We start from the raw sequence: 22199 nt of genomic DNA, 5'->3' as shown, positions 1-22199 counted from the left end.
GGGCGAGATGGCTCGGGCGCACGCCCTCAGCGAATGATGCGTCGACTCAGCCCGGCCACCCCGGCGCGTCGAGTTCGCGGTCGAGGTCGGCGAGCATCTGGGCCACCTGCGGCTCGACGTGGCGCTCGACCGCGGCGGCGATCCTGGCCCGGTGGTGGGCGAGCTCGATGCAGATGCGCCGGCCGAGCTGCTTCGCGAACTCGTCGGCCAGGCGCACCTCCTCGCGCAGCGCCTCCTTCTCCTGCGGCGTGAACGGGCGAGGCGCCGGTTCGGCCGACTCGGCCGCGGCATCCGCCTCGAGGCCCTGCAGCGTGAAGAGGAACGGCTGGCCCGGCGTCTCTTCAGGGTCGAGGTCGAGCCCGCGGAACTCGGGGTCGAGCCCCTCCCCCGCACGGTACGGGCGCCGCGCCTTGCGATCCTCGGCGAGACGGATCTCGCGGTGCAACATCGGCAGGTTGCGCGCGGTGTAGTCGTCGACCGAGGCGTCGATGATGCCCTTCATGCGCATCGAGAACGCGTGCTGGACGGGGTGGGGCACGTCGACGTCGAGGCCCGAGGCGGCGAGGATCGGCGAGCCGAAGCAGCGCGTGCAGAGGCGCACGCGGCCGCGGTGCGTCCCCGGCCGCCAGCGCGGCAGCCAGGCGAGCCAGCGGTCGACCTCGTGGCTCACGCGGGCCTCGACCGATCCCTCCACGCGGTTCACCCTACTGCGCGTGCCCGTGCGGGCGGCGCAGGCTGCGAACGGATGTCACCGCGCCGGGCGCGGCGCGGTCACTGCTCGTCGTCGCGCTCCCACGGCCAGCGCGGGCGGTCGACGCCGCCCTGCTGCGCGCGGACGGTGACGGCGGCGAGGAGCGCCACGAGCGCGCCCGTGATGGGGATGATGACCCCGAAGCCGATCGTCATGAACGACGCCGCGAAGATCGCAGCGGCCAGCAGGGTGCCGGTCGACACGGCGTAGGCGATCGCCGCGGCGACGACGCCGGCCGCCCACGTGACGACGACCGCGAGGCCGGCGGCCGACCAGGGGCGGATGCCGCGGGTGAGCGCGCCGCCGAGGAGGAGGAGCAGCGCGAGCACCGAGACCCCGACCGTGATGGGTCCGACGAGCCGGCCGGCGGCCGGGTCGGAGATCGGCTCGAGGTCGGCGAACAGGCTCACCAGGCCGAACGCGGCCACGATGAGCGCGAGCTGCAGGGCGGCCGCGAAGCCCGCGACGGTCCACGCGGAGGTCGAGTTCGTCGCCACGCCTCGAGCCTACGCCGCCGCCCGGAACGACGAACGGCGGGGCGGGACCGTCGTGGTCCCGCCCCGCCGTGGACGCGTCTCGCGGCTCAGCGCCCGGCGAGCTGCTGGTCGAGGTCCTGGATGGCCTGCATCATGCCGCGCAGCGCCTCGCCCATCTCGCCGATGCCGTCGACCGCGCTCTTGAGGCCCGTGGTGAGCTCCTCGTAGCCCTGGCCGAACTTGCCGGACGCGTGCTGGGTCTTGAAGTCGTTGCCGAGCAGGTTGTCGACCGAGCTCTTCAGCTGGTCGAGCTGCGACTGGATGTCGTCGCGCGCGTCGGACAGCTTGCTCGCCATCGCTTCCATCTCGCCGTACGAGGCGCCGAAGTCTGCAGCCATCGTGGAACCTTCCTTCGTTCGGGGGAGTGCCCGCGACTGCGAGCCGGTGACCCCAGACTACGGACGATGCGAGGGCGGTCACATGGGGAGCACTCCCCACCGGTCAGGGCCGTCGGGCAGAGAGCGTCGACTCCAGCTCGCGCGACGCCGCGACGGCGGTGCGGGTGAGCACGAGCCCGCCGGGGACCTCCGCCCGGTCCGCCGCGCCGAAGCCTCGGTCGTCGAGGATGCGGTACGCCGCATCGATGTCGGCCTCGACGCGCTCGCGTCCGCTCGGATCGACCGAGGCCCACGCGGTGCGGAGCTGCGCGAATGCCCCCTCGAGGATGCCGGCCGCCGCTTCGCCCTGCACGACGGCGAACTCCCCCATGCAACGCGCCGTCGCGGCCCGCACTTCGGCCGGGATCCGGTGCGCGACGACGCCGGCCGCGGCGGCGATCGCCGCGAGGGCGATCACTCCCCCGAGCGCGATCGCGAACACCGCCGCCGTCTCGGGCGTGACGCTGCCGAGGAGCGCGCTCAGCACGAGGGCGACCCCGCACAGCACCGTGGCCGTCCATGCGAGCGCGACGACCCCGCTGGTCGGCGCCGCCTCGCGTCGGAGCGGCAGCAGGCCGAGTCCGACGAGGACGGCGGCGGCCCACACCAGCACCGTGATCCACGGCAGCACGTCGACGGCGTCGAAGACCGCACGACCCAGGTGGAACGCGGCCGCGAAGCAGGACGCGAGCACGCCGAGCACGAGGGCGGCCGTCCGCCCTCCGGATCGGCCGAGCTCGGCCGCGGCGCTGCCGTCGCGCTGCGCCACGCGTCGGATCGCCTCGGCGCGCGATCGGCGGAGCTCGGCGACCGTCGCGCCGACCTGCGCGCCGACCTGCGCGTCGTAGCCGGGCACGGCGCCGATCGCCGCGCGGTCGAGTTCCGAGATCCGGTACTGCACGTCGCCGCCACTCGCGGCCCGCGCCCACGTCGCGGCGGGCCCGTCGAGCGTGTCCGTCATCCGACCACCCGCAGGGAGCCGACGACGGGATCGGCGAACCGCTGCATCGTGCCGATGACCTCGCGATCGGCGAGCTCGGAGAAGACCACGCCGACCATGCCCGGCAGCACCAGCCCGTACGAGATCCCGGCCAGCGTCGCCCCGGCGCCGTCGGGCACGGTGGTCACGTACGCGGCCCGGTAGCCGTGCGGCACCGACTCGGTCTCGAACTCCTCGACCGCCGGCTCGGTGAGCAGCGCCGCGTCGGGCAGCATCCAGTCGAGCGAGCCGGACGTCGCGGCCTCGGCGTCGACCTCGGCCGGGAGGGCGCGGATCGTCGCGTGCAGGACGCCGGTCATGGGCATGTCGGATGGCCGGAAGAACAGCGACGTGTCGATGCCGGTGCGCCGGCGCGCGAGCGCCTCGCGCGCGGCGCCCTCGAGCGCGTCGGCGAGGCCGGCGAGCACGCCTCCGGAGTACGCCATTCGCTGCTCGGCGACCCAGAGGTCGTCGGCGCCGGCACCGGGCTCGGGCATGATCGACCACGTCTCGGCCGGGTAGACGACCTCGAACCTCATGCGGCGCTCCATCGGAAGGTCGACATGATGGCATCGGCGAGGACGCCCGCTGCCCGGACGGTGTCGCCGTCGAGCCGCTCGCCGCCCGCGGCCGACGGGATGACGGCGCTGAAGAGCAGCCCCTCGCGTCGCCCGGTCCCGGGGACGGCGACGAGGTAGTCGAACGAGTGCACCGCGAGCTCGCCGCCGGCCACCCGATGCGCGTGCTGCTCCTCCCACCGCAGGATGACGCCGTCGTCGCCGAGCGTGCGCGCTCCCCGGTCGCGTCGCAGCGCGGCCACGTGCGGGTCGAGCGGGCCGCCACCGGGCGCCGCGAGCCGCACCGCGGTGATCGAGAGCGGGAAGAGCTCGTCGGCCGGAACGTCGGCCGGGTAGATGAGGCGGACGGGGTCGCGGCGGAGGAACTCGTCGCCTGCGCGCTCGAGCATCGATCGCAGCTGCGCGTCGAGATCGGGCCGGTGGACGGACCGGAGGACCGCCGAGGTCCGGCCGGCGAGGTCGGCGAACGCCGCCTTCGTGGGCTCGACCGAGACCCAGCCGCGTGGCAGGAGGAGGACGAAGGGCGGGAGCGCGGGTCGAGCGGTTCCGGTCAGCTCATCGCGCAGGCTCGGGCTCATCGCCACGAGTCTACGGTGGCGTCCTGCTGTGCCGTGCTCACCTGGTCGATCACCCAGTCGGTGACCGAGACCGCGGTCACCTGCGCCTGCCGGTAGCCCCAGTGGAGGTCCCACGCGCCGGCGTTCGTGGCCGAGTCGCCGACGCCGAGCAGCCGGCCGAAGAACGTGTCGGCGGTGCGCGTGAACGTGGTGTTCTCCCAGACGTACGGGGTCCCCGAGATCACCCGCTGGATGAATCGCGAGCCCGCCGTGGCCTGGTCGAAGGTGTGCATGGCACCGGTGCCCCAATCGGCCCGCGCGAGGTCGTCGATGCGGCCGAGGTGCGTTCGGAGCGCGGCGAAGTCCTCGCCCGCGAGCATCATGTTGCGGAACCCCGACAGTCGCGGGAAGCGCGACCCAGCGCTCGCGATCGATCCGAGGTCGGCGAGCTTGGCGAACTTGCCGAACGGGATGACCCCGATGATCGCCATCCCGAGGTCCTTGCCGTCCTTGCGCCCCTTGGCGAAGAGGATGATCGTCCCGAGCAGCGTCAGGATCGCGACGATCGTGGCGAGCGCCGCGATGAGCGGCCCGCCGACGATGAGCGCTGCGAGCACGAGCGCGATGCCGACGTACTCGAGCACCGTCACGAGCGCCTCCACGAACGGGAGCACGTCGTCCCAGAATCCGTCCTTCACGCCGTCCTCGTTGGCGTCGCGGAGCCCTGCGACCGCGTCGTCGTACGCCTCGTCCCACGTGTCGTAGTAGCCGTCGAACCGGCGGGCGGCCTCCTCCCACTCCTCCTTCGCGGTCGAGAGGGTGGTGGTCGCCGACGCCGTCGCGGACTCCCGGGCCGCCGTGCTCCCGTCCTCGCTCGCGGGCGTGTCCTCGGCCTCGTCGACGTCCGCGGCGCGCGAGCGCACCGTCTCCCAGAGCGACTCGCAGTCACCCGCCGCGCGATTCAGGCCCGGTGCGACCTCGGCCACGACCTTGCCGTAGGCCTTGAGCGCGGTTCCGCTGGGCTTGTAGCGCTCGCCGGCCTTCTTGAGGTCGGCGTGCACGTCCTCGCCCTGCTCGCGGACCTCGTCGAGCGAGAGGCCCTTGCCGACCTGGCCGTCGACCATCAGCTTCAGCGTGTCGGCGGCGCGCAGCATCCGCTCGCCCAGGCTCTCGATCTGCGTGGCGCGCGTCACGATGCGCTGGCCCGAGTCGTCGATGCGCTCGATCTCGCGGCCCTTGGGCGAGTCGGGCATGGTGCGGTGGAAGTAGGCGGTGTTGCCCATCGGCTCCTCAGCCTCCGTTCTGCTCGAGGCTGGAACCGAGCTCGCGGTCGAGCTCCTCCCAGGCGTCCTTGACGGCCGCGACCTGCTCCTGCAGGTCGACGAGGTGGCCCTTGAGGGTCTCGCGCTTGTCGTCCCATGCGCCCTCGAACTCGTCGGCCGCGTCGCGCAGGCCGCCGCGGCCGAACGGACGACCGATCGCGTCGAGCAGCGAGTCCGTGCGCGAGCCGGCATCCTCGAACTCGATGACGATGTCCTTCAGCGCCTGGTCCAGTTCGGCCATGGACGCGAGCGGGATCAGCACCTCGTCGCTCATCGCTCTCCTCTCGACCGCATCACGCTAACGCCGCGCCGCACCGGGGCGACATGGGGAGCGGTCCCCACCGGCGCCCATCAGCGCTGCGGGAGCTGGACGAGCGTCGCCCGCCCGTTCTGCACGAAGAAGCCACGGCCCTCGGGGAAGTCGGATCGCTTCACCTTCGGGAACGGCGTCTTGAACACCGCGTCGCCGTCGTAGGCGTCGGGCTTCAGGGCGACGCCCCGACGGCCCGCCTTGAAGTCGCCGACGAAGCCGAAGCCGCTCGAGAGGTTCGCGACGTCCGCGTCGCCGACCAGGAAGTGGTCGCTGCGGTTCACGGCCTGGAACAACTCCTTGAGCGGCCGCTCGGCGTCGGAATCGGCGAACTGCGTGACGTTCTCGACCGCGATGAGGTAGCGGCCCGGGACGGTCGGATCGCCGATCACGTCGACGAGCTCGCGCGCGAGCGCCTTCACCTCGTCGACCGAGGTGGCGCTGCGCATCCACTCGGCATGGTCGGTGAGCGCCGCGCGGCGGCCCGCGAGATGGAACAGCTTCACCCCGGGGTCGTGCCGGCGCACGGCGTCGATCACCGCGCGCATCGCGGTCGTCTTGCCGCTCTGCGGAGGACCGGTGATCGCGAACGTGCCCACGGGCTCGAATCCGATCGGGGCCAGCGTGTCATCGGAGAGCCCGAGCGCCGGCTCGCCGGCGATGGACGCGGGCAGCTCGTCGGCGACGAACGAGGCGGGCAGCGCCCGGATGGGCGCGGCCTCGAGCGCCCCGGCGGCGCGCAATCGGGCGGCGAGCGCCTCGAGCGCCTTCGTCTGCTCGGCGACGTTCGCAGTGCCGCCGAGCACGGCCACCTGGGTCTCGAACCCGTCGACGATCGCGCGACCCGGGGCCGAGCGGTCGTCGAGCACGTCCTTCGGCACCCCGAGCACCTGGTAGCCGCCCTCGTCGGACAGCCGCAGCACGATGCGCTTGGTCACGTTGGCGCTCACCGCCGTCGGCACGGCGCCCGAGCGGTCGGCCGTCGCGACGACGTGCACGCCCAGCGGCCGGCCCTCGGCGAGCACGCGCATCACCACGTTGTAGAAGGGCATGCGCACCGTCGTGGAGTCCCAATCGGCCTTGAACTGCGCGAACCCGTCGATCAGCAGCAGCACGCGAGGCTCCCGGATGCCGGTGAGCTGGCGGTACTCGGTCAGGCTCGCGGCGTTCGCGGCGCTGAACGCGCGGCCGCGACGGTCGAGCAGCTCATCGAGCGTGCGGAGGAGCCGCTGCACGCGCTCGGGGTCGTCGCCGGCGACGACGGAGCCGACGTGCGGGAGCGCCTCGAGCGAGCGCAGCGCGCCCGACCCGAAGTCGAGCCCGTAGACCTCGGCCGGTCCGAGCTCGGGTCGCATGCCGACCGCCACGGCGAGGGTGCGCAGGAGCGTCGACTTGCCCGCGCCGCTCGTGCCGTACACGAGCATCGCACCGTCGCGATCGGGCAGGAACGACATGGGCGCCTGCTGCTGGCGCTCGGGGATGTCGGCGAGGCCGAACACGATCTCGCCGTCGCCGCGCATCGGGAGGTCCTCCGTCGCGACGGTGGAGGCGAGGTCGTCGAGCCACGGCCGGCGCGGGGCCGGGATCCGGGCGGCCGACGCGGCGCGGATGAACGCGTCGACCATCCGCTTCTGGTCGTTGGGGCCGGGGTCGCCCACGTGGGCATCGTCGTCCTGGGCGCCCTCGCGCTCCCACACGATCGTGGAACCGAAGCGCAGCTCGGCGAGGCGCACGTCGGCGACCGTCGGCTCGTCGCTCGTCCATCCGCCCGCGTACGCGGACTGGAACGGAACGAGCCGGCCTGGGCCGGTCTTCGCGATGCCGCGACCGGGGATCGAAGGATCGAAGCCCGCGGCGACCGCGTCGCCGACGACGTCGCGCGAGTCGGACTCGTCGGCCATGCGCAGCGCGACGCGGAGGTTCGTGTTGGCGCGCAGGTTGTCCTTGATGACTCCGGCGGGGCGCTGGGTGGCCATGATGAGGTGGATGCCGAGCGACCGGCCGCGCTGCGCGATGTCGACCACGCCGTCCACGAACTCGGGCACGTCGCCGGCGAGGGCGGCGAACTCGTCGATGACGATGACGAGGGCGGGCGGGGTCTCGGGGTCCTGCCGCTTCTCGAGCTCGAGCAGGTCCTTGGCCTTCTTGCGGTTGAAGAGGTGCTCGCGGTGGTGCAGCTCGGCCCGCAGGCTCGTGAGCGCGCGCCGCACCAGGTGCGGGCTCAGGTCGGTCACGAGTCCGACGCAGTGCGGGAGCTCGACGCAGTCCGCGAACGCCGAGCCGCCCTTGTAGTCGACGAAGAGGAACGTCACGCGGTCGGGGCTGTACTCGGCCGCCATCCCCAGCACCCACGCCTGCAGGAACTCGGACTTTCCCGCGCCGGTGGTGCCGCCGACGAGCGCGTGCGGGCCCTGCGTGCGCAGGTCGAGCGTCATGGAGTCGGGGCTGCCCTGCCCGACGAACGCCTTGAGCGTTCCGGCGCGCTTGAGCCGAGGCAGCTTGACGCCCGACCGATCGACGATCGACGCGTTCTGGCGCCAGCGCTCGACGACGGCGTCGGGTTCGCGCGCCATGTCGTCGCCGATCAGCGAGAGCATCGACACGCTCCGCGGCAGGTCGCTCGAGTCCTCGATCACGGTGCTCGCGTCGACGACCGGAGCGAGCCGGCGCGCGAACACCTCGGCGTAGCGCATGGAGACGCCCTCGACGGCGACCGGCGCGTACTCGACGCCGGAACGCACGACGCCGATGCGCGCGCGGTCGAGGCCCTCGCTCACGTCGACGTACGTGCGGCACGCCGCGGGCAGCGATGCCACGGTCGGGGCGACGAAGACGGCGTGGATGCCGACCTCGGCACCGCGTTCGATGAGCTGCACCAGCCGCGGACGGTCGACCGGGGCGTCGGCCGACACGATCAGGATGAGCGCGGAATCGGGCCGCGACTCCTCGCGCACGCCGCCGGGCGTGCCGATCTTCGAGCCGCGCGCCATCGACGTGTCGTCGTCGGCGAGCGGACCGCGACGCACGGGCGCCGCGTGCAGCCGGGAGAGGATGAGTTCCTCGAGCGCGTTGAGCAGCGCCGCTCCCGCCGACGGGCTGTCGGCGAGCGCCGCGCCGCCGACGGGGTTGCGCTCGCCCGAGGTGTGCGGCAGCCACTTGAGCCAGTCGAGCTCGCGGCTCCACGCGGGGTCGACGATCGCGGCGGCCACGACGTCGTTGGGTGCGTGCAGGCCGAAGAGCTGCACCGCCACGCCACGCAGCGCGTCGGCGGCCAGGTTGGCCGGTCCGGCGATGCCGAGCGAGCCCGAGCTCGAGAGCACCTCGATCACGGGCACGTCGTCGATCTCGCGGTACCGCTCGCGCAGCACGTCGACCTGGCGGGCGTACTTCGGGATGCCGGGCATGGCGCCCTGCGAGTCGCGGACCGAGTTGCGCGAGGCCGCCCGTCCGACGCCGAGTCGGAGGCCGAGGAAGTTCCAGTGCTCGGGCCGCCGCGTCCAGAGCAGTGGGCCGAGGCGCATCGCCTGTTCGTAGACCGTCGCGACGGGCGGCGTCTCGTCGTGCCGGCGTTCGCGCTCGACGTGCCGCTCGCGTTCGAGCGTCTCCTCGAGCTGCTCGAGCTGCACCTCGAACGTCTCGATCTCGCGCTGCAGCTTCTTGCCGCTGCCCATCCGCGAGCCCAGGTAGTTGGCGACGAGCATCACCGGCGTGAGCGCGACGATGAGCAGCGACGCGGGTCGTTGCGTGATGGCGAAGATGCCGAGTCCCATGAGAACCGGCGACGCGATCATCGGCCACGGGAACAGCCGCGGGTTCTCCTCGCTCGGCACCCGGGGCTCGGGGTGGGCGGTGCCCGGATAGCGCGGCTCGACGCGCGGCGACCGGTTGAACATGAGCGCGCCGCCGCGTTCGAGCACCGGGTCGGCCGCGGCATCCGTGCCCGCGAGCATGGAGAAGGACACGACGGTGTCGCCGATCGTGACGCGCACCCCGGGCGTGGCGCGCACGCGCGCGACCTGCCCGCCGTCGACGAGCAGCCCGTTCGCGGAGTTGAGGTCGACGAGCTCGACGGCCTGGTCGACCTCGACGCGTGCGTGCCGCTTCGACACGAGCGGGTCGGCGAGCACCACGTCGGCGTCGGCCGCACGGCCGATGACCCCGTGCCCGCGGCGCAGCGGGAACTCCCGTCCGGCGTCGGCGCCGGAGTGCACGTGCATGACGGCGACGGGCGCATCGCCGGCAGCCGTGCGCGCCGCAGGCGAGACGATCGCGGCGTTGAACCCGGATCCGATCGGCGCGTCGGCCGCGAGCGTGCCGGGATCGAGCACGACCGGTTCGGACGAGGTCGGCGGCGCGACGGCGAGGGTCAGCGGCCCGTCGTGCCGCGGCAGGTGCGCGGCGGCGGGGTCGGCGTCGGCGACCGCGCGCGCCACGTCGCCGACGGTCGCGGTGGCATCGGCCGTGACGACGACGTCGACGCCCGGGCCGCTCTGGCGGCGCAGGCCGAGCTTGAGCTTCATGCGCCGACCTCCTCGACGCGGAACTCGAGACCCCCGAGCCGCACGGACGACCCGGCCGGCACGGTGTGCGGCACGCCGGGCTCGAGGACCTGCACGCCGCCGTCGGGCGCGACGACCTCGGTGCCGTTGCTCGACCAGCGATCGGTCACGCGCACGCCGCGGGCATCCACCACGACGGCGGCGTGCGTCTTCGACAGCCCCATCGACACGTCGGCGAGCGGCAGCAGCGCGGCGTCGGCCGGGTCGGCGTCGCCGCGTGCCGGGCTGCGCCCGAGCAGGGTGGTTCCGGATGCCGCGAGGCGGGCACCGTCGGCGAAGACGAGCGTCGCCGAGGCGCGGCTCGCCGCGGCGGGCGGGGCCACCGGAGGCGTGGACGCCGCCGACGACGAGATCGGCGCGACGGACGCCGGGGCCGCGGCAGCCGGCAGCCCGATCGGCGGAGGCGACCACGCGCCCGGCGAGGACGGTGCGTCGGGTTCGGCCGGCACGACGGGCGGTGCGGCGACGACGCCCGAGCTCGACCTCGCCGCGGGGATGAAGGTGCGCTCATCGACCGCGCGATCGGTCGCGAGCGAGGGCAGCGCCGGCCGTTCGGCGAGCGGCGCGGCCTCGACCTGGCGACGGGCGTGCCGCAGCGTCTTCGCGTCGAACGGGTCGAGCGCGTGTCGTGCGTCGAGCACCCAGCACCGGCCGATGCGGTCCAGCCAGCTCCGGCCACGACCCTCGGGATCCCAGAGCCCGGAGGCGAAGCAGAGCGCGGGACCGGCGACGGGCAGCACGAGCTGCGAGGCCCACAGCACGAGCGCGCGCAGCACGATGCGCCAGAACCCCGGCCGCTCGAACGACGCGACGTTCACCGACCGCAGCCCGAACGACGCCTTGCCGATCGTCACGCCGCGCCGGCCGTGCAGGGCGAGCTGGGTGATCCCGAAGATCGCGACGAGGAGCTGCCCGACGGCGACGAGCACGAGCGGGCCGACGAGCGTCGCGACATCCGACGCCTCGACCGCACCGCCGGACCCGACCACGGCCGGGACCAGCAGCACCCAGCCGATCACGGCGGGCACGGATGCGACGACCCACGCGAGCGCGTCGAGCGAGAAGGCAGCGGCGCGACGCCCCGACGGCGCAGGCCGCAACCCGAGGGCCGCGGCGTACACCGGATCAGGCCGGCGGTCGGGCCGGAGCCCGTGCATGGGCTCGTCGGCGTGCATCGTGATGCTCAACAGCGCTCCTCGGGTATGCAGGGTCAGGGAGCCACCCAAGCAGGCCGGGTGCGCCACGTCGATGGGGAGCGCTCACCATGAGCGCACCCCCATCGAGGGTAGTTGAACCGGATGCCGCGACTCAGCGGGACGAGGAGATCGGCTGCGGGCCGGCCGCCAGCTGCCGCTCGTACTCCTCGTGCGCCTCGCGGTTGCGCTCTCCGACCGTGCGACCGTGCGCGGCGATCCATCCGCCGAACCAGATCGGCAGCTCGCGCGCGACGATGAACGCGATGATCGCGAACGGGTCGAGCCAGCGCTGGCGCAGGAAGTCCGCCGCCTCGGCGGGCGTGAACTGCCACGCACCGACGGTCAGCAGGGAGGCGCCGATGTACGAGAAGTACACGATCACGCCCAGGAGCAGGCCGAAGACGGCCCAGGTCCACCACGCCGCGCGATTGAGGATGACCGCGAGCAGCGCGAACGAGAGGAAGAAGAAGACCACCGGGATCCAGAAGACCGGCTGGGCGGCGAACTGGCCGAACACACGGGCCGCCTCGGCGGGCTGCTGCGAGAGGATCACGAGGAACGAGATGCCGGCGTACAGCAGCGCGAAGACGACCGTGGCGATCAGGCCCACGAGGATGCCGAATCCGCGGTTGCCCCGCGTGCGCGGCTTCGGCGGCGCCTGGACGTAGATGGCCTGCGGGGCCGGCGGTTCGGGCGCGGATGGGGCAGACGCCGCGGCGACGCCGGTCGCGCCGGCGACCCCGACGGTCTCGGGCACGCCCGTCTCACGCCGCACGTCCTCGGCGCGGACGGGGTCGGGGCTGCCGGCGAGCAGGTCGTCGCGCTGCATCGCGCTGGTGTCGGTCCGGTCGGCCGGATCGGGGCTCGGAGTCGCGACCGGCGGGTGCTCGGTGCGCGCACGTTCGACCGCTTCGTCGAGCTCGGACCGGTCGTACGTAACGGTGTCGCCCTCGGCGGTCGCAGCGGCTGCGGGCGTGCCCGCGAAGACCGCGTCGGTGCCGGTGTATTCCGGCTCGCGAGGCGGTTCACCGGCGGCGTCGCTCGGGGCGGGCGACGGCGGCTCGAGCCGGTCGACGTCGGCCGCGTCGTCGGCCGTGGGGTCGACGTCGCGCTGCGCGGCGGCCGGTTCGTCGGGCACGCCGTCGCCGTCGAGGTCGCGCCGCTCGGGGCCGGCTCCGGGAGTCGTGTCGCTCATCGTGCGCTCCTTCCGGGCAGCACCGTCTGCCCGCGGTGCGCTCACTCTAGCAACGGCGCGGCCCGCGGATGGCGAACGGACGCGGCGCTTCGCGTGCGTCGGGGCGGCGCGCCTCAGCCGAAGAGCTGCGCGATGATGTCGGCGGTGTATCCGCTGACCACCGGACCGTCCCAGCGCGTGGCGATCCACAGTCCCTCGCGGAAGAAGTGCGATTCGCCGGCCGAGCCCGCGACGCCCTGCCATTCGCCGACGCACCGCATGCCGCCGGACTCCTCGTAGCACTCCATGCCCGCCGTCTGGTAGGCACCGATCGCCACGCCCGCCTGCGCCTCGTCGACGACCGCGATGTTCGTCACGAGCCCCACGGTGCCGTCACCGCCGTCGGGCGGAAGCCAGCCGCACGTGAGCTGCGCGGTCTCCTGCAGCACGGGCAGCGCGGTCGCATCGCCCGTCCCGTAGAGGGCGGGCGCCCCCGCGGCGGTGGACCACGCGGGGTTCAGCACGTAGTCGGGTGCGAAGGCGCCCGACCAGTCGGTCGTGTAGATCGCCGGGCAGTCGGCCGGGATGCGCGGATCGCGCACCGGCTCGGGCTCGGGGACGACCACGGGAGCAGGTGCGAGCGCCTCGGCGGGCGACGGCCGCGACTCCGCGGTCGGCTCGGCGGACTGCTGGGAGGCGGGAGGCGCGAGCAGGATGGCCACGACCGCCACGACGGCGACCACCAGCACGACCGCGGCGGCGATCAGCCACGTCACGGGTCGGCGCAGGACTGGGACACTCTCTGGCATGTGGACTCCGGGTCGCGGGATCGGGGAGCAATGACGACCGCCGCGATCCTAGCCCGCCCACCTGAGTGCCGTCAGCACGGCGGAGGGATTCGGGGCGGACCTCGGCGGATACGCCGACGGGCCCCGGAATCCGGGGCCCGTCGGGGTGCGGCTGGGGCGACGACCGGCGCCGCCCCGGCCATGGATCAGCTGTAGTTGCCGGGCGTGAAGTCGTCGCTCGAGAACGAGTCGAAGTCGACGAAGCTGAGGTCGCCCTCGCTGAACGACGCGTCGTCGGCGAAGATGCGGTTCGGGTAGCGCTCCGCCTTCGCCTCCTCGGTCGCCTCCACCGTCACGTTCCGGTACTTGGCGAGGCCCGTACCGGCCGGGATCAGCTTGCCGATGATCACGTTCTCCTTGAGGCCGACGAGCGGGTCGGACTTGCCCTCCATCGCGGCCTGCGTGAGCACGCGGGTCGTCTCCTGGAAGGACGCGGCCGACAGCCACGACTCGGTCGCGAGCGAGGCCTTGGTGATGCCCATGACCTCCTGGCGCGCCGACGCCGTGCGCTTGCCCTCGGTGAGCGTCGCACGGTTGATCTCGTTGTACCGCGAACGGTCGACGAGCTCGCCCGGGAGCAGGTCGGTGTCGCCGTGGTCGACGACGGTGACCTTGCGCAGCATCTGGCGCACGATGACCTCGATGTGCTTGTCGTGGATCGGCACGCCCTGCGAGCGGTACACGTCCTGCACTCCGTTCACCAGGTGCTTCTGCACCTCGCGTACGCCCTTGACCCGGAGGACTTCCTTCGGGTCGACCGTGCCGACGATGATCTGCTGGCCGAGCTCGACGTGCTGGCCGTCCTCGACGAGCAGCGTCGAGCGCTTGAGCACGTTGTACGCGATCGGCTCGTCGCCGTTGTCGGGCGTGAGGATGACCTTGCGCTGGCGCTCGGTCTCGTCGATGGTGATGCGGCCGGGGGCCTCGACGATCGGCGACGCGCCCTTGGGGGTGCGGGCCTCGAAGAGCTCCTGCACGCGGGGAAGACCCTGCGTGATGTCGTCGGCCGAGGCCGAGCCACCGGTGTGGAAGGTACGCATCGTCAGCTGCGTGCCGGGCTCGCCGATCGACTGGGCGGCGATGATGCCGACCGCCTCGCCGATGTCGACGAGCTTGCCGGTCGCGAGCGAACGGCCGTAGCACTTCGCGCACACGCCGACCGCGGACTCGCAGGTGAGCACCGAGCGGACCTTGATCGACTCGACGCCCTCCGCGACCAGCTTGTCGATGAGCACGTCGCCCACGTCGTCGCCGGCGTCGGCCACGACCTCGCCCTTGGCGTTCACCGCGTCGGCCGCGAGCGACCGGGCGAACACCGAGTTCTCGACGTTCGGGTCGCGGACCAGCTCGCCGGTCGAGTCGACCGCCGCGATCGGCAGCTCGAGGCCCTTGGTCGTGCCGCAGTCGTCCTCGCGGATGATGACATCCTGCGAGACGTCCACGAGACGACGGGTCAGGTAGCCCGAGTCCGCCGTACGGAGCGCCGTGTCGGCGAGGCCCTTGCGGGCACCGTGCGTGGCGATGAAGTACTCCGCCACCGACAGCCCCTCGCGGTACGAGGAGATGATCGGACGCGGGATGATCTCGCCCTTCGGGTTGTTCACGAGGCCTCGCATGCCGGCGATGTTGCGCACCTGCAGCCAGTTACCACGAGCGCCCGAGGTCACCATCCGGTTGATGGTGTTGTCGGTCGGGAAGTTCTCCTGCATGGCCTTGGCGACCTCGTCGGTGGCCTTGGTCCAGATCTGGATGAGCTCCTGGCGACGCTCGAGATCGGTCGTGAGGCCCTTCTCGAACTGCGACTGCACCTTGGCGGCCTGCTTCTCGTACTTCGAGACGATCTCGCCCTTGCTCGGGGGCGTGATGATGTCGGACAGCGCCACGGTCACGCCCGAACGGGTCGCCCAGCGGAAGCCGGCGTCCTTGATCCGGTCGAGGGTCGCGGCCACCTCGGTCTTCGGGTAGCGCTCGGCGAGGTCGTTGACGATCGACGAGATCTGGCCCTTGCCCGCCTGCTGGTTGAAGTACGGGTAATCCTCGGGCAGGGCCTCGTTGAAGAGCGCACGGCCGAGCGTGGTCTCGAGCAGGAACGACCGCCCCTGCACGAAGCCCTCGGGCTCGTCGCCCTCGCGGAAGTGGAGCCCGTCGAGGCGGATCTTCACCTTGGCGCCGAGGTCGAGCGCGAGCTCGCCCGGACGGTTCTGGTCGAACGCGAGGATCGCCTCGGCGATCGACGAGAACGCACGGCCCTCGCCGGCGGCGCCCGGCTTCTCGGTCGTCAGGTGGTGCAGGCCGATGATCATGTCCTGCGAGGGCAGGGTCACCGGCCGGCCGTCGGACGGCTTGAGGATGTTGTTCGACGCCAGCATCAGGATGCGGGCCTCGGCCTGGGCCTCGACCGACAGCGGCAGGTGCACGGCCATCTGGTCGCCGTCGAAGTCCGCGTTGAACGCGGCGCAGACGAGGGGGTGCAGCTGGATGGCCTTGCCCTCGACGAGCTGCGGCTCGAACGCCTGGATGCCGAGGCGGTGCAGCGTGGGCGCGCGGTTCAGCAGGACGGGGCGCTCGCGGATGATCTCCTCGAGCACGTCCCACACCTGCGGACGCGAACGCTCCACCATGCGCTTGGCAGCCTTGATGTTCTGCGCGTGGCTGAGATCGATGAGGCGCTTGATGACGAACGGCTTGAACAGCTCGAGCGCCATCTGCTTGGGCAGGCCGCACTGGTGCAGCTTGAGCTGCGGGCCGACCACGATGACCGAACGGCCCGAGTAGTCGACGCGCTTGCCGAGCAGGTTCTGGCGGAAGCGACCCTGCTTGCCCTTGAGCATGTCGCTCAGGGACTTGAGGGCGCGGTTGCCGGTGCCCGTGACCGGTCGACCACGACGGCCGTTGTCGAACAGCGCGTCGACGGCCTCCTGCAGCATCCGCTTCTCGTTGTTCACGATGATCTCGGGAGCACCGAGGTCGAGCAGGCGACGCAGGCGGTTGTTGCGGTTGATCACGCGGCGGTACAGGTCGTTGAGGTCGGAGGTCGCGAAGCGGCCGCCGTCGAGCTGGACCATCGGGCGGAGCTCGGGCGGGATCACGGGGACCACGTCGAGCACCATCGCGGCCGGCGAGTTGCCGGTCTGCAGGAACGAGTTGACGACCTTGAGCCGCTTGATGGCGCGGATCTTCTTCTGGCCCTTGCCCTCGGCGATCTGCAGGTGCAGGTCCTCGGCCTCGGCCGCGAGGTCGAACGCCAGGAGGCGCTTCTTGATGGCCTCGGCGCCCATGAAGGCCTCGAAGTACATGCCGAAGCGGTCCTGCAGCTCCTGGAAGACCGAGTCCTCGGGCTTGAGGTCGCCGACCTTGAGGGTGCGGAAGTCCTCCCACACGCGCTCGAGGTGCGCGATCTGCTCGTCACCGGACTTGCGGACGCCGGCCATCTCCTTGTCGGCGGCGGCCTCGGCGCGCTTGCGCTGGTCGGCCTTGGCACCCTCGGCCTCCAGCGCCGCGAGGTCGTCCTCCTTGCGCTTCATGAGCTCGGCGATGCGCGCGTCGCGCTGGTCGCCGATGGTCTTGATCTCGAGCCGGAGCTCGTTCTCGAGGCCGGGCATGTCGGCGTGACGACCCTCGTCGTCGACGTCGATCACCATGTAGGCGGCGAAGTAGATGACCTTCTCGAGGTCCTTCGGCGCCATGTCGAGCAGGTACCCGAGGCGCGAGGGCACGCCCTTGAAGTACCAGATGTGCGTCACCGGGGCGGCGAGCTCGATGTGGCCCATGCGCTCGCGGCGGACCGAGGACTTGGTGACCTCGACACCGCATCGCTCGCACACGATGCCCTTGAAGCGCACGCGCTTGTACTTGCCGCAGGCGCACTCCCAGTCGCGGCTGGGTCCGAAGATCTGCTCGCCGAAGAGCCCGTCCTTCTCGGGCTTCAGCGTGCGGTAGTTGATGGTCTCGGGCTTCTTGACCTCACCGTACGACCACTTGCGGATGTCGTCTGCGGTGGCCAGGCCGATGCGGAGCTCATCGAACGTCGTTGCGTCGAGCAATTTCTCTCCTAGATTCCTGAAGTCTTCGTCTCGTACCTGGCGGTTCAGATCTCGTCGATGTTCGACGACTCGAAGCGCGCGGAGATGTTGATGCCGAGCTCCTCCGCAGCGCGGAAGGCCTCGTCATCGGTGTCGCGGAGGCTCACCGCGGTACCGTCGGCCGAGAGGACCTCGACGTTCAGGCACAGCGACTGCATCTCCTTCATGAGCACCTTGAAGGACTCGGGGATGCCGGGCTCCTGGATGTTCTCGCCCTTGACGATCGCCTCGTACACCTTGACGCGGCCGAGGATGTCGTCGGACTTGATGGTGAGGAGCTCCTGCAGCGCGTACGCGGCGCCGTAGGCCTCGAGGGCCCACACCTCCATCTCGCCGAAGCGCTGGCCGCCGAACTGCGCCTTTCCACCGAGCGGCTGCTGGGTGATCATCGAGTACGGGCCGGTCGAGCGGGCGTGGATCTTGTCGTCGACCAGGTGGTGCAGCTTCAGGATGTACATGTAGCCGACCGCGACGGGGTACGGGAACGGCTCGCCCGAGCGGCCGTCGAACAGCTGCGTCTTGCCGGTGGAGTCGATGAGGCGCTCGCCGTCGCGGTTGGGCAGCGTCGAGTCGAGCAGGCCCGCGATCTCCTCTTCCAGGGCGCCGTCGAACACCGGGGTCGCGACCTTCGTGCCGGGAGCGGCCTCGTGCGCGGCCTCGGGCAGGCGCTTGGCCCACGTCGGCTTGCCCTCGACCTTCCAGCCCTGCTTCGAGACCCATCCGAGGTGGGTCTCGAGCACCTGGCCGAAGTTCATGCGGCCGGGGATGCCGAGCGGGTTGAGGATGACGTCGACCGGCGTGCCGTCGGCGAGGAACGGCATGTCCTCGACCGGCAGGATCTTCGAGATGACGCCCTTGTTGCCGTGGCGGCCGGCGAGCTTGTCGCCCTCGGTGATCTTGCGCTTCTGGGCGATGTAGACGACCACGCGCTGGTTGACGCCCGAGCCGAGCTCGTCGTCGCCGTCCTGCGCGTCGAACACCTTGACGCCGATGATCGTGCCCTGCTCGCCGTGCGGCACCTTCAGCGACGTGTCGCGGACCTCGCGGCTCTTCTCGTTGAAGATCGCGCGGAGCAGGCGCTCCTCGGCCGAGAGCTCGGTCTCGCCCTTCGGCGTGACCTTGCCGACGAGGATGTCGCCGGGACGCACCTCGGCACCGATGCGGATGATGCCGCGCTCGTCGAGGTCGGCCAGCAGGTCGGGGCTCACGTTCGGCAGGTCGCGCGTGATCTCCTCCTTGCCGAGCTTGGTGTCACGGGCGTCGACCTCGTACTCCTCGATGTGGATCGAGGAGAGGACGTCGTCCTTCACCAGGTTCTGGCTGAGGATGATCGCGTCCTCGAAGTTGTGGCCCTCCCACGGCATGAACGCCACGAGGAGGTTCTTGCCGAGCGCGAGCTCGCCGTTGTCGGTCGCGGGACCGTCGGCGATGACCTCGCCGACCTCGACCCGCTCGCCGGCGGAGACGACGACGCGGTTGTTGTACGACGTGCCCTGGTTCGAGCGGTCGAACTTGCGCAGGTAGTAGGTCTGCGTGCCGCCCTCGTCGAGCTGCAGCGTGACGGCGTCGGCCGAGACCTCGGCGACGACACCGGCCCGGTCGGCCGTGATGACGTCACCCGCGTCGACCGCCGCGTAGCCCTCCATGCCCGTGCCGACGAACGGCGAGTCGCTGCGCAGCAGCGGCACCGCCTGACGCTGCATGTTCGCACCCATGAGGGCGCGGTTCGCGTCGTCGTGCTCGAGGAACGGGATGAGCGAGGTCGCGACCGACACCATCTGGCGCGGCGAGACATCCATGTAGCCGATCTCGTCGGCCGGGAACAGGTCGACCTCGCCGCCCTTCTTGCGGGCGAGGACGCGGTCCTCCTGGAAGTGGCCGTCGGCCTTCAGCGGCGCGTTGGCCTGGGCGACGATGAAGTCGTCCTCCTCCATGGCCGTGAGGTAGTCGATCTGCTCGGTCACCTTGCCGCTGACCACCCGGCGGTACGGCGTCTCGATGAAGCCGAACGAGTTGATGCGGGCGAACGACGCGAGCGAGCCGATGAGGCCGATGTTCGGGCCTTCCGGCGTCTCGATCGGGCACATGCGGCCGTAGTGCGAGGGGTGCACGTCGCGGACCTCGACGCCCGCGCGGTCGCGCGAGAGGCCGCCGGGGCCGAGCGCCGAGAGGCGGCGCTTGTGCGTGAGGCCGGCCAGCGGGTTGTTCTGGTCCATGAACTGCGACAGCTGCGAGGTGCCGAAGAACTCCTTGATCGCGGCGACGACCGGTCGCACGTTGATCAGGGTCTGCGGCGTGATCGCCTCGATGTCCTGCGTGGTCATGCGCTCGCGGACGACGCGCTCCATGCGCGAGAGGCCGGTGCGGACCTGGTTCTGGATCAGCTCGCCGACCGCGCGGATGCGACGGTTGCCGAAGTTGTCGATGTCGTCGACGTCGAGGCGGATCTCCACGTCCTTGCCGCCGCGGCGGCCGGGCAGCGTGGCGCGGTCCTCGTGCAGGGCGACGAGGTACTTGATCGTGGCGACGATGTCCTGCACCGTGAGCACCGAGTCCGTCAGCGGGGCCTCGAGGCCGAGCTTCTGGTTGATCTTGTACCGGCCGACCTTGGCGAGGTCGTACCGCTTCGGGTTGAAGTAGAAGTTGTCGAGGAGCGCACGCGCGGCCTCGGCGGCGACCTGCTCGCCCGGACGGAGCTTGCGGTAGATGTCCTTGAGCGCCTCTTCCTTCGTGAGGATGTTGTCCTTCTCGAGGGTGAGCGCGATCGACTCGTAGCCGGCGAACTCCTCGAGGATCTCCTCGGAGGTGAGACCGAGGGCCTTCAGGAAGACGGTGACCGACTGCTTGCGCTTGCGATCGATGCGGACGCCGACCTGGTCGCGCTTGTCGATCTCGAATTCGAGCCACGCACCGCGGCTCGGGATGACGCGGGCCGAGTAGATGTCCTTGTCGGACGTCTTGTCGGGCGTGCGCTCGAAGTACACGCCGGGCGAACGGACGAGCTGCGACACGACGACGCGCTCGGTGCCGTTGATGACGAAGGTGCCCTTCGGGGTCATGAGCGGGAAGTCGCCCATGAAGACCGTCTGGGTCTTGATCTCACCGGTGAGGTGGTTCATGAACTCCGCGTTGACGTACAGCGGGGCGGAGTAGGTCTTGCCCTTCTCCTTGCACTCGTCGATCGTGTACTTCGGCGGCTCGAGCTCGGGGTTGGTGAACGAGAGCTGCATGGTCTCGCCGAGGTCCTCGATGGGCGAGATCTCCTCGAAGATCTCCTCGAGACCGGTGGTCTCGGGCAGGTCCTGACGACCCTGCTCGACGGCCGTTGCGACGCGCGCCTTCCACGCGTCGTTGCCGACGAGCCAGTCGAAGCTCTCGGTCTGCAGCGCGAGCAGATCCGGTACGGTGAGGGTGTCGGTGACCTTTGCGAACGAGAGGCGGCTTGCGCCGCGTCCGTTCTTGGGGGTGGGCGTGGTCGCGTTGCGCGCAGCAGCCAAGGAAATGACCTCCATGGACCCCGTCTCGGGCCCGGTTCACTGTCGGTGGTGGTGGAGTGGACCCCTCAGACGTTGCGGATGCCGGGAAGCCCGGCACGCAGGAAGCCGACCGCAATATGAAGGCATAGTGGGTCTGGGAGCGCAAAGGTCAAGCATAGACCGGATGACGCGCCATGTCCAGTTGGATTCTTGATTTGTTCGCACTCGTCGGGTATAACCCGCGCGCTCGACGCACGCTGACCTCCCGCGCCACTCGGCCGGCTCGGCGCCTCGGTCTGAGCGACCGCGGCGGGCACGGGGACGCCCCCGCCGTTCGGGTTGCCGGCGGGGGCGTCGGGATGTCGCGCGGCGGCACGGCGCGGGCCGCGGGCGCGGCGCGGCATCCGCTCGGGATGGCTCAGGCGCCCCACTCGAGCCGGACGGTGTCGGGCCGTCCGGGCACGAGGCTCACCTCGAGCCGGGCACCCGGGGCCGCGCGCGCGAGGAGCAGCGGGGCGAGCTGCTCGGTGCGACTCGCCGGCATCGGGATGCCGCCCGGCATCGTCACGATCAGGTCGAGCTCGACGACCGAGTCCATGCCGAACATCATGGGCCGCCGGCGTGCATCGGTCACGGTGGCGAAGGCGCGCACGCGGGCTGCGTCGAGCGCGGGGTCGTGCGCGACGACGCTCGCCGCCAGGACGCGGTTCGCCTGCTCCATCGACTGCTGCGCGACGCGGAGGCTCGCCCCGACGTCCATGCGGCGGTAGGAGGCGTTCGCCGAACGCGTGAGGGTCGAGAGGTCGGAGAGGAACGGCATGTCACACCACCGCGTAGAGCTCGTTGAAGCGACGGCCGACGCCGCGGTCGGCGAGGATGCGCTCGCCCCATCCGGCCTGCGCGGTGGCCCAGGACTCGGGGTCGATGCCGAACATGCCCGCGACGACCGGCAGCTTCGCCTCGTCGTAGCCGAAGGCCGCGATGCCCTTCACGATGCGGGCGTACCGGTCGAGGTCGACGCCGGCGATGGGCTCGAGCGCCCCGGGGGCCGGCTGCGCGGTCATGGCCTGCACGGCCAGGACGTCCATCTGCCGCCGATACGCCTCGGACTGCGCCGCGAGGGCGTTGGCCTGGTCGATGAGGCCCGGGGCCGCCTGGACCATCTTGGCCATGTCGCCGAACTGCTTGAACATGTCTTTCCTGCTCCTCGTGGATGTCGGTCGGATCGCGGGCCCTCCGGCTCCGCGGGGCAGGCTGTGCTGCCGGTGACCAGCATCCGGCGGCGCGCCCTGCCGGGGCATGGGCAGGCGATGCTCCATTCGGGCCGGCCGATTGCTCAGCACCCAGCGGCCGTTGCTCAGGCCGCGCCATCCGTTGCTCAGGCACTTCGGGCACCGGCGCCCGAAGTGCGCCCGGTTTCCCCCGTTCGGGGGCGATTCGGCGCCTGCCGCGGC

Annotated in this window: 16 protein-coding genes; all 16 read right to left on the bottom strand. The window is 71.5% G+C overall.

Annotated features, from left to right (window positions below; genetic code table 11):
- Window positions 1-46 precede the first annotated feature (46 nt).
- Window positions 47-694, bottom strand: a complete 648-nt coding sequence (locus tag ACFQ58_RS05765; RefSeq protein ID WP_376950086.1) for a spermidine/putrescine ABC transporter substrate-binding protein — start codon at window positions 692-694, stop codon at window positions 47-49.
- 77 nt (window positions 695-771) lie between these two features.
- The gene (locus ACFQ58_RS05760; RefSeq protein ID WP_376950085.1) at window positions 772-1248 is read right to left on the bottom strand and encodes a DUF6121 family protein; all 477 of its coding nucleotides are present in this window, start codon (window positions 1246-1248) and stop codon (window positions 772-774) included.
- Between the two features lie 86 nt (window positions 1249-1334).
- Window positions 1335-1625, bottom strand: a complete 291-nt coding sequence (locus ACFQ58_RS05755) for a WXG100 family type VII secretion target (RefSeq protein WP_229724797.1) — start codon at window positions 1623-1625, stop codon at window positions 1335-1337.
- A gap of 103 nt (window positions 1626-1728) precedes the next feature.
- Window positions 1729-2625: a hypothetical protein gene (locus ACFQ58_RS05750; RefSeq protein ID WP_376950084.1), complete on the bottom strand. Its 897-nt coding sequence runs from the start codon at window positions 2623-2625 to the stop codon at window positions 1729-1731.
- Window positions 2622-3182: a hypothetical protein gene (locus ACFQ58_RS05745; protein ID WP_376950083.1), complete on the bottom strand. Its 561-nt coding sequence runs from the start codon at window positions 3180-3182 to the stop codon at window positions 2622-2624. The genes ACFQ58_RS05750 and ACFQ58_RS05745 overlap by 4 nt, the downstream gene beginning before the upstream one ends.
- Window positions 3179-3799 carry a hypothetical protein gene (locus ACFQ58_RS05740; RefSeq protein ID WP_376950082.1) on the bottom strand — a complete coding sequence of 207 codons (621 nt, stop codon included), beginning with the start codon at window positions 3797-3799 and terminating at the stop codon, window positions 3179-3181. Before ACFQ58_RS05740 ends, ACFQ58_RS05745 begins: the two co-directional genes overlap by 4 nt.
- Window positions 3796-5061 carry a hypothetical protein gene (locus tag ACFQ58_RS05735; RefSeq protein ID WP_376950081.1) on the bottom strand — a complete coding sequence of 422 codons (1266 nt, stop codon included), beginning with the start codon at window positions 5059-5061 and terminating at the stop codon, window positions 3796-3798. Before ACFQ58_RS05735 ends, ACFQ58_RS05740 begins: the two co-directional genes overlap by 4 nt.
- Before the next feature lie 7 nt (window positions 5062-5068).
- Complete coding sequence (locus ACFQ58_RS05730; RefSeq protein WP_376950080.1) at window positions 5069-5374, bottom strand: hypothetical protein; 306 nt, start codon at window positions 5372-5374, stop codon at window positions 5069-5071.
- A gap of 77 nt (window positions 5375-5451) precedes the next feature.
- On the bottom strand, window positions 5452-9930 hold the full coding sequence (locus ACFQ58_RS05725) for an FtsK/SpoIIIE domain-containing protein (RefSeq protein WP_376950079.1): 4479 nt from the start codon (window positions 9928-9930) through the stop codon (window positions 5452-5454).
- On the bottom strand, window positions 9927-11156 hold the full coding sequence (locus ACFQ58_RS05720) for an RDD family protein (protein WP_376950078.1): 1230 nt from the start codon (window positions 11154-11156) through the stop codon (window positions 9927-9929). The genes ACFQ58_RS05725 and ACFQ58_RS05720 overlap by 4 nt, the downstream gene beginning before the upstream one ends.
- A gap of 121 nt (window positions 11157-11277) precedes the next feature.
- The gene (locus ACFQ58_RS05715) at window positions 11278-12360 is read right to left on the bottom strand and encodes a hypothetical protein (protein WP_376950077.1); all 1083 of its coding nucleotides are present in this window, start codon (window positions 12358-12360) and stop codon (window positions 11278-11280) included.
- 113 nt (window positions 12361-12473) lie between these two features.
- Window positions 12474-13148, bottom strand: a complete 675-nt coding sequence (locus tag ACFQ58_RS05710; RefSeq protein ID WP_376950076.1) for a hypothetical protein — start codon at window positions 13146-13148, stop codon at window positions 12474-12476.
- Between the two features lie 185 nt (window positions 13149-13333).
- Window positions 13334-17230: a DNA-directed RNA polymerase subunit beta' gene (rpoC, locus tag ACFQ58_RS05705; protein ID WP_376950075.1), complete on the bottom strand. Its 3897-nt coding sequence runs from the start codon at window positions 17228-17230 to the stop codon at window positions 13334-13336.
- Window positions 17231-17274: 44 nt separating this feature from the next.
- Window positions 17275-20766 (bottom strand): DNA-directed RNA polymerase subunit beta, encoded by a 3492-nt coding sequence (gene rpoB, locus ACFQ58_RS05700; RefSeq protein WP_376950344.1) that lies wholly within the window; start codon window positions 20764-20766, stop codon window positions 17275-17277.
- A gap of 397 nt (window positions 20767-21163) precedes the next feature.
- Entirely contained in the window at window positions 21164-21565 is a 402-nt protein-coding gene (locus ACFQ58_RS05695) for a hypothetical protein (RefSeq protein WP_376950074.1), read from the bottom strand.
- A 1-nt stretch (window position 21566) separates the two neighbouring features.
- Entirely contained in the window at window positions 21567-21938 is a 372-nt protein-coding gene (locus ACFQ58_RS05690) for a hypothetical protein (protein ID WP_376950073.1), read from the bottom strand.
- Window positions 21939-22199 lie beyond the last annotated feature (261 nt).

This window comes from Agromyces sp. NPDC056523, assembly GCF_042794545.1.
Classification (GTDB): Bacteria; Actinomycetota; Actinomycetes; order Actinomycetales; family Microbacteriaceae; genus Agromyces.
Note: the sequence above shows the minus strand (reverse complement) of the source record. Positions and strands in the feature narration are given on the sequence as shown.

Excerpts from the sequence above, each read along its gene's own strand:
- ACFQ58_RS05755 (WP_229724797.1), bottom strand. The coding sequence starts at position 1,625 with ATGGCTGCAGACTTCGGCGCCTCGTACGGCGAGATGGAAGCGATGGCG.
- ACFQ58_RS05750 (WP_376950084.1), bottom strand. The coding sequence starts at position 2,625 with ATGACGGACACGCTCGACGGGCCCGCCGCGACGTGGGCGCGGGCCGCG.
- ACFQ58_RS05745 (WP_376950083.1), bottom strand. The coding sequence starts at position 3,182 with ATGAGGTTCGAGGTCGTCTACCCGGCCGAGACGTGGTCGATCATGCCC.
- ACFQ58_RS05740 (WP_376950082.1), bottom strand. The coding sequence starts at position 3,799 with ATGAGCCCGAGCCTGCGCGATGAGCTGACCGGAACCGCTCGACCCGCG.
- ACFQ58_RS05735 (WP_376950081.1), bottom strand. The coding sequence starts at position 5,061 with ATGGGCAACACCGCCTACTTCCACCGCACCATGCCCGACTCGCCCAAG.
- ACFQ58_RS05730 (WP_376950080.1), bottom strand. The coding sequence starts at position 5,374 with ATGAGCGACGAGGTGCTGATCCCGCTCGCGTCCATGGCCGAACTGGAC.
- ACFQ58_RS05725 (WP_376950079.1), bottom strand. The coding sequence starts at position 9,930 with ATGAAGCTCAAGCTCGGCCTGCGCCGCCAGAGCGGCCCGGGCGTCGAC.
- ACFQ58_RS05715 (WP_376950077.1), bottom strand. The coding sequence starts at position 12,360 with ATGAGCGACACGACTCCCGGAGCCGGCCCCGAGCGGCGCGACCTCGAC.
- ACFQ58_RS05710 (WP_376950076.1), bottom strand. The coding sequence starts at position 13,148 with ATGCCAGAGAGTGTCCCAGTCCTGCGCCGACCCGTGACGTGGCTGATC.
- ACFQ58_RS05695 (WP_376950074.1), bottom strand. The coding sequence starts at position 21,565 with ATGCCGTTCCTCTCCGACCTCTCGACCCTCACGCGTTCGGCGAACGCC.
- ACFQ58_RS05690 (WP_376950073.1), bottom strand. The coding sequence starts at position 21,938 with ATGTTCAAGCAGTTCGGCGACATGGCCAAGATGGTCCAGGCGGCCCCG.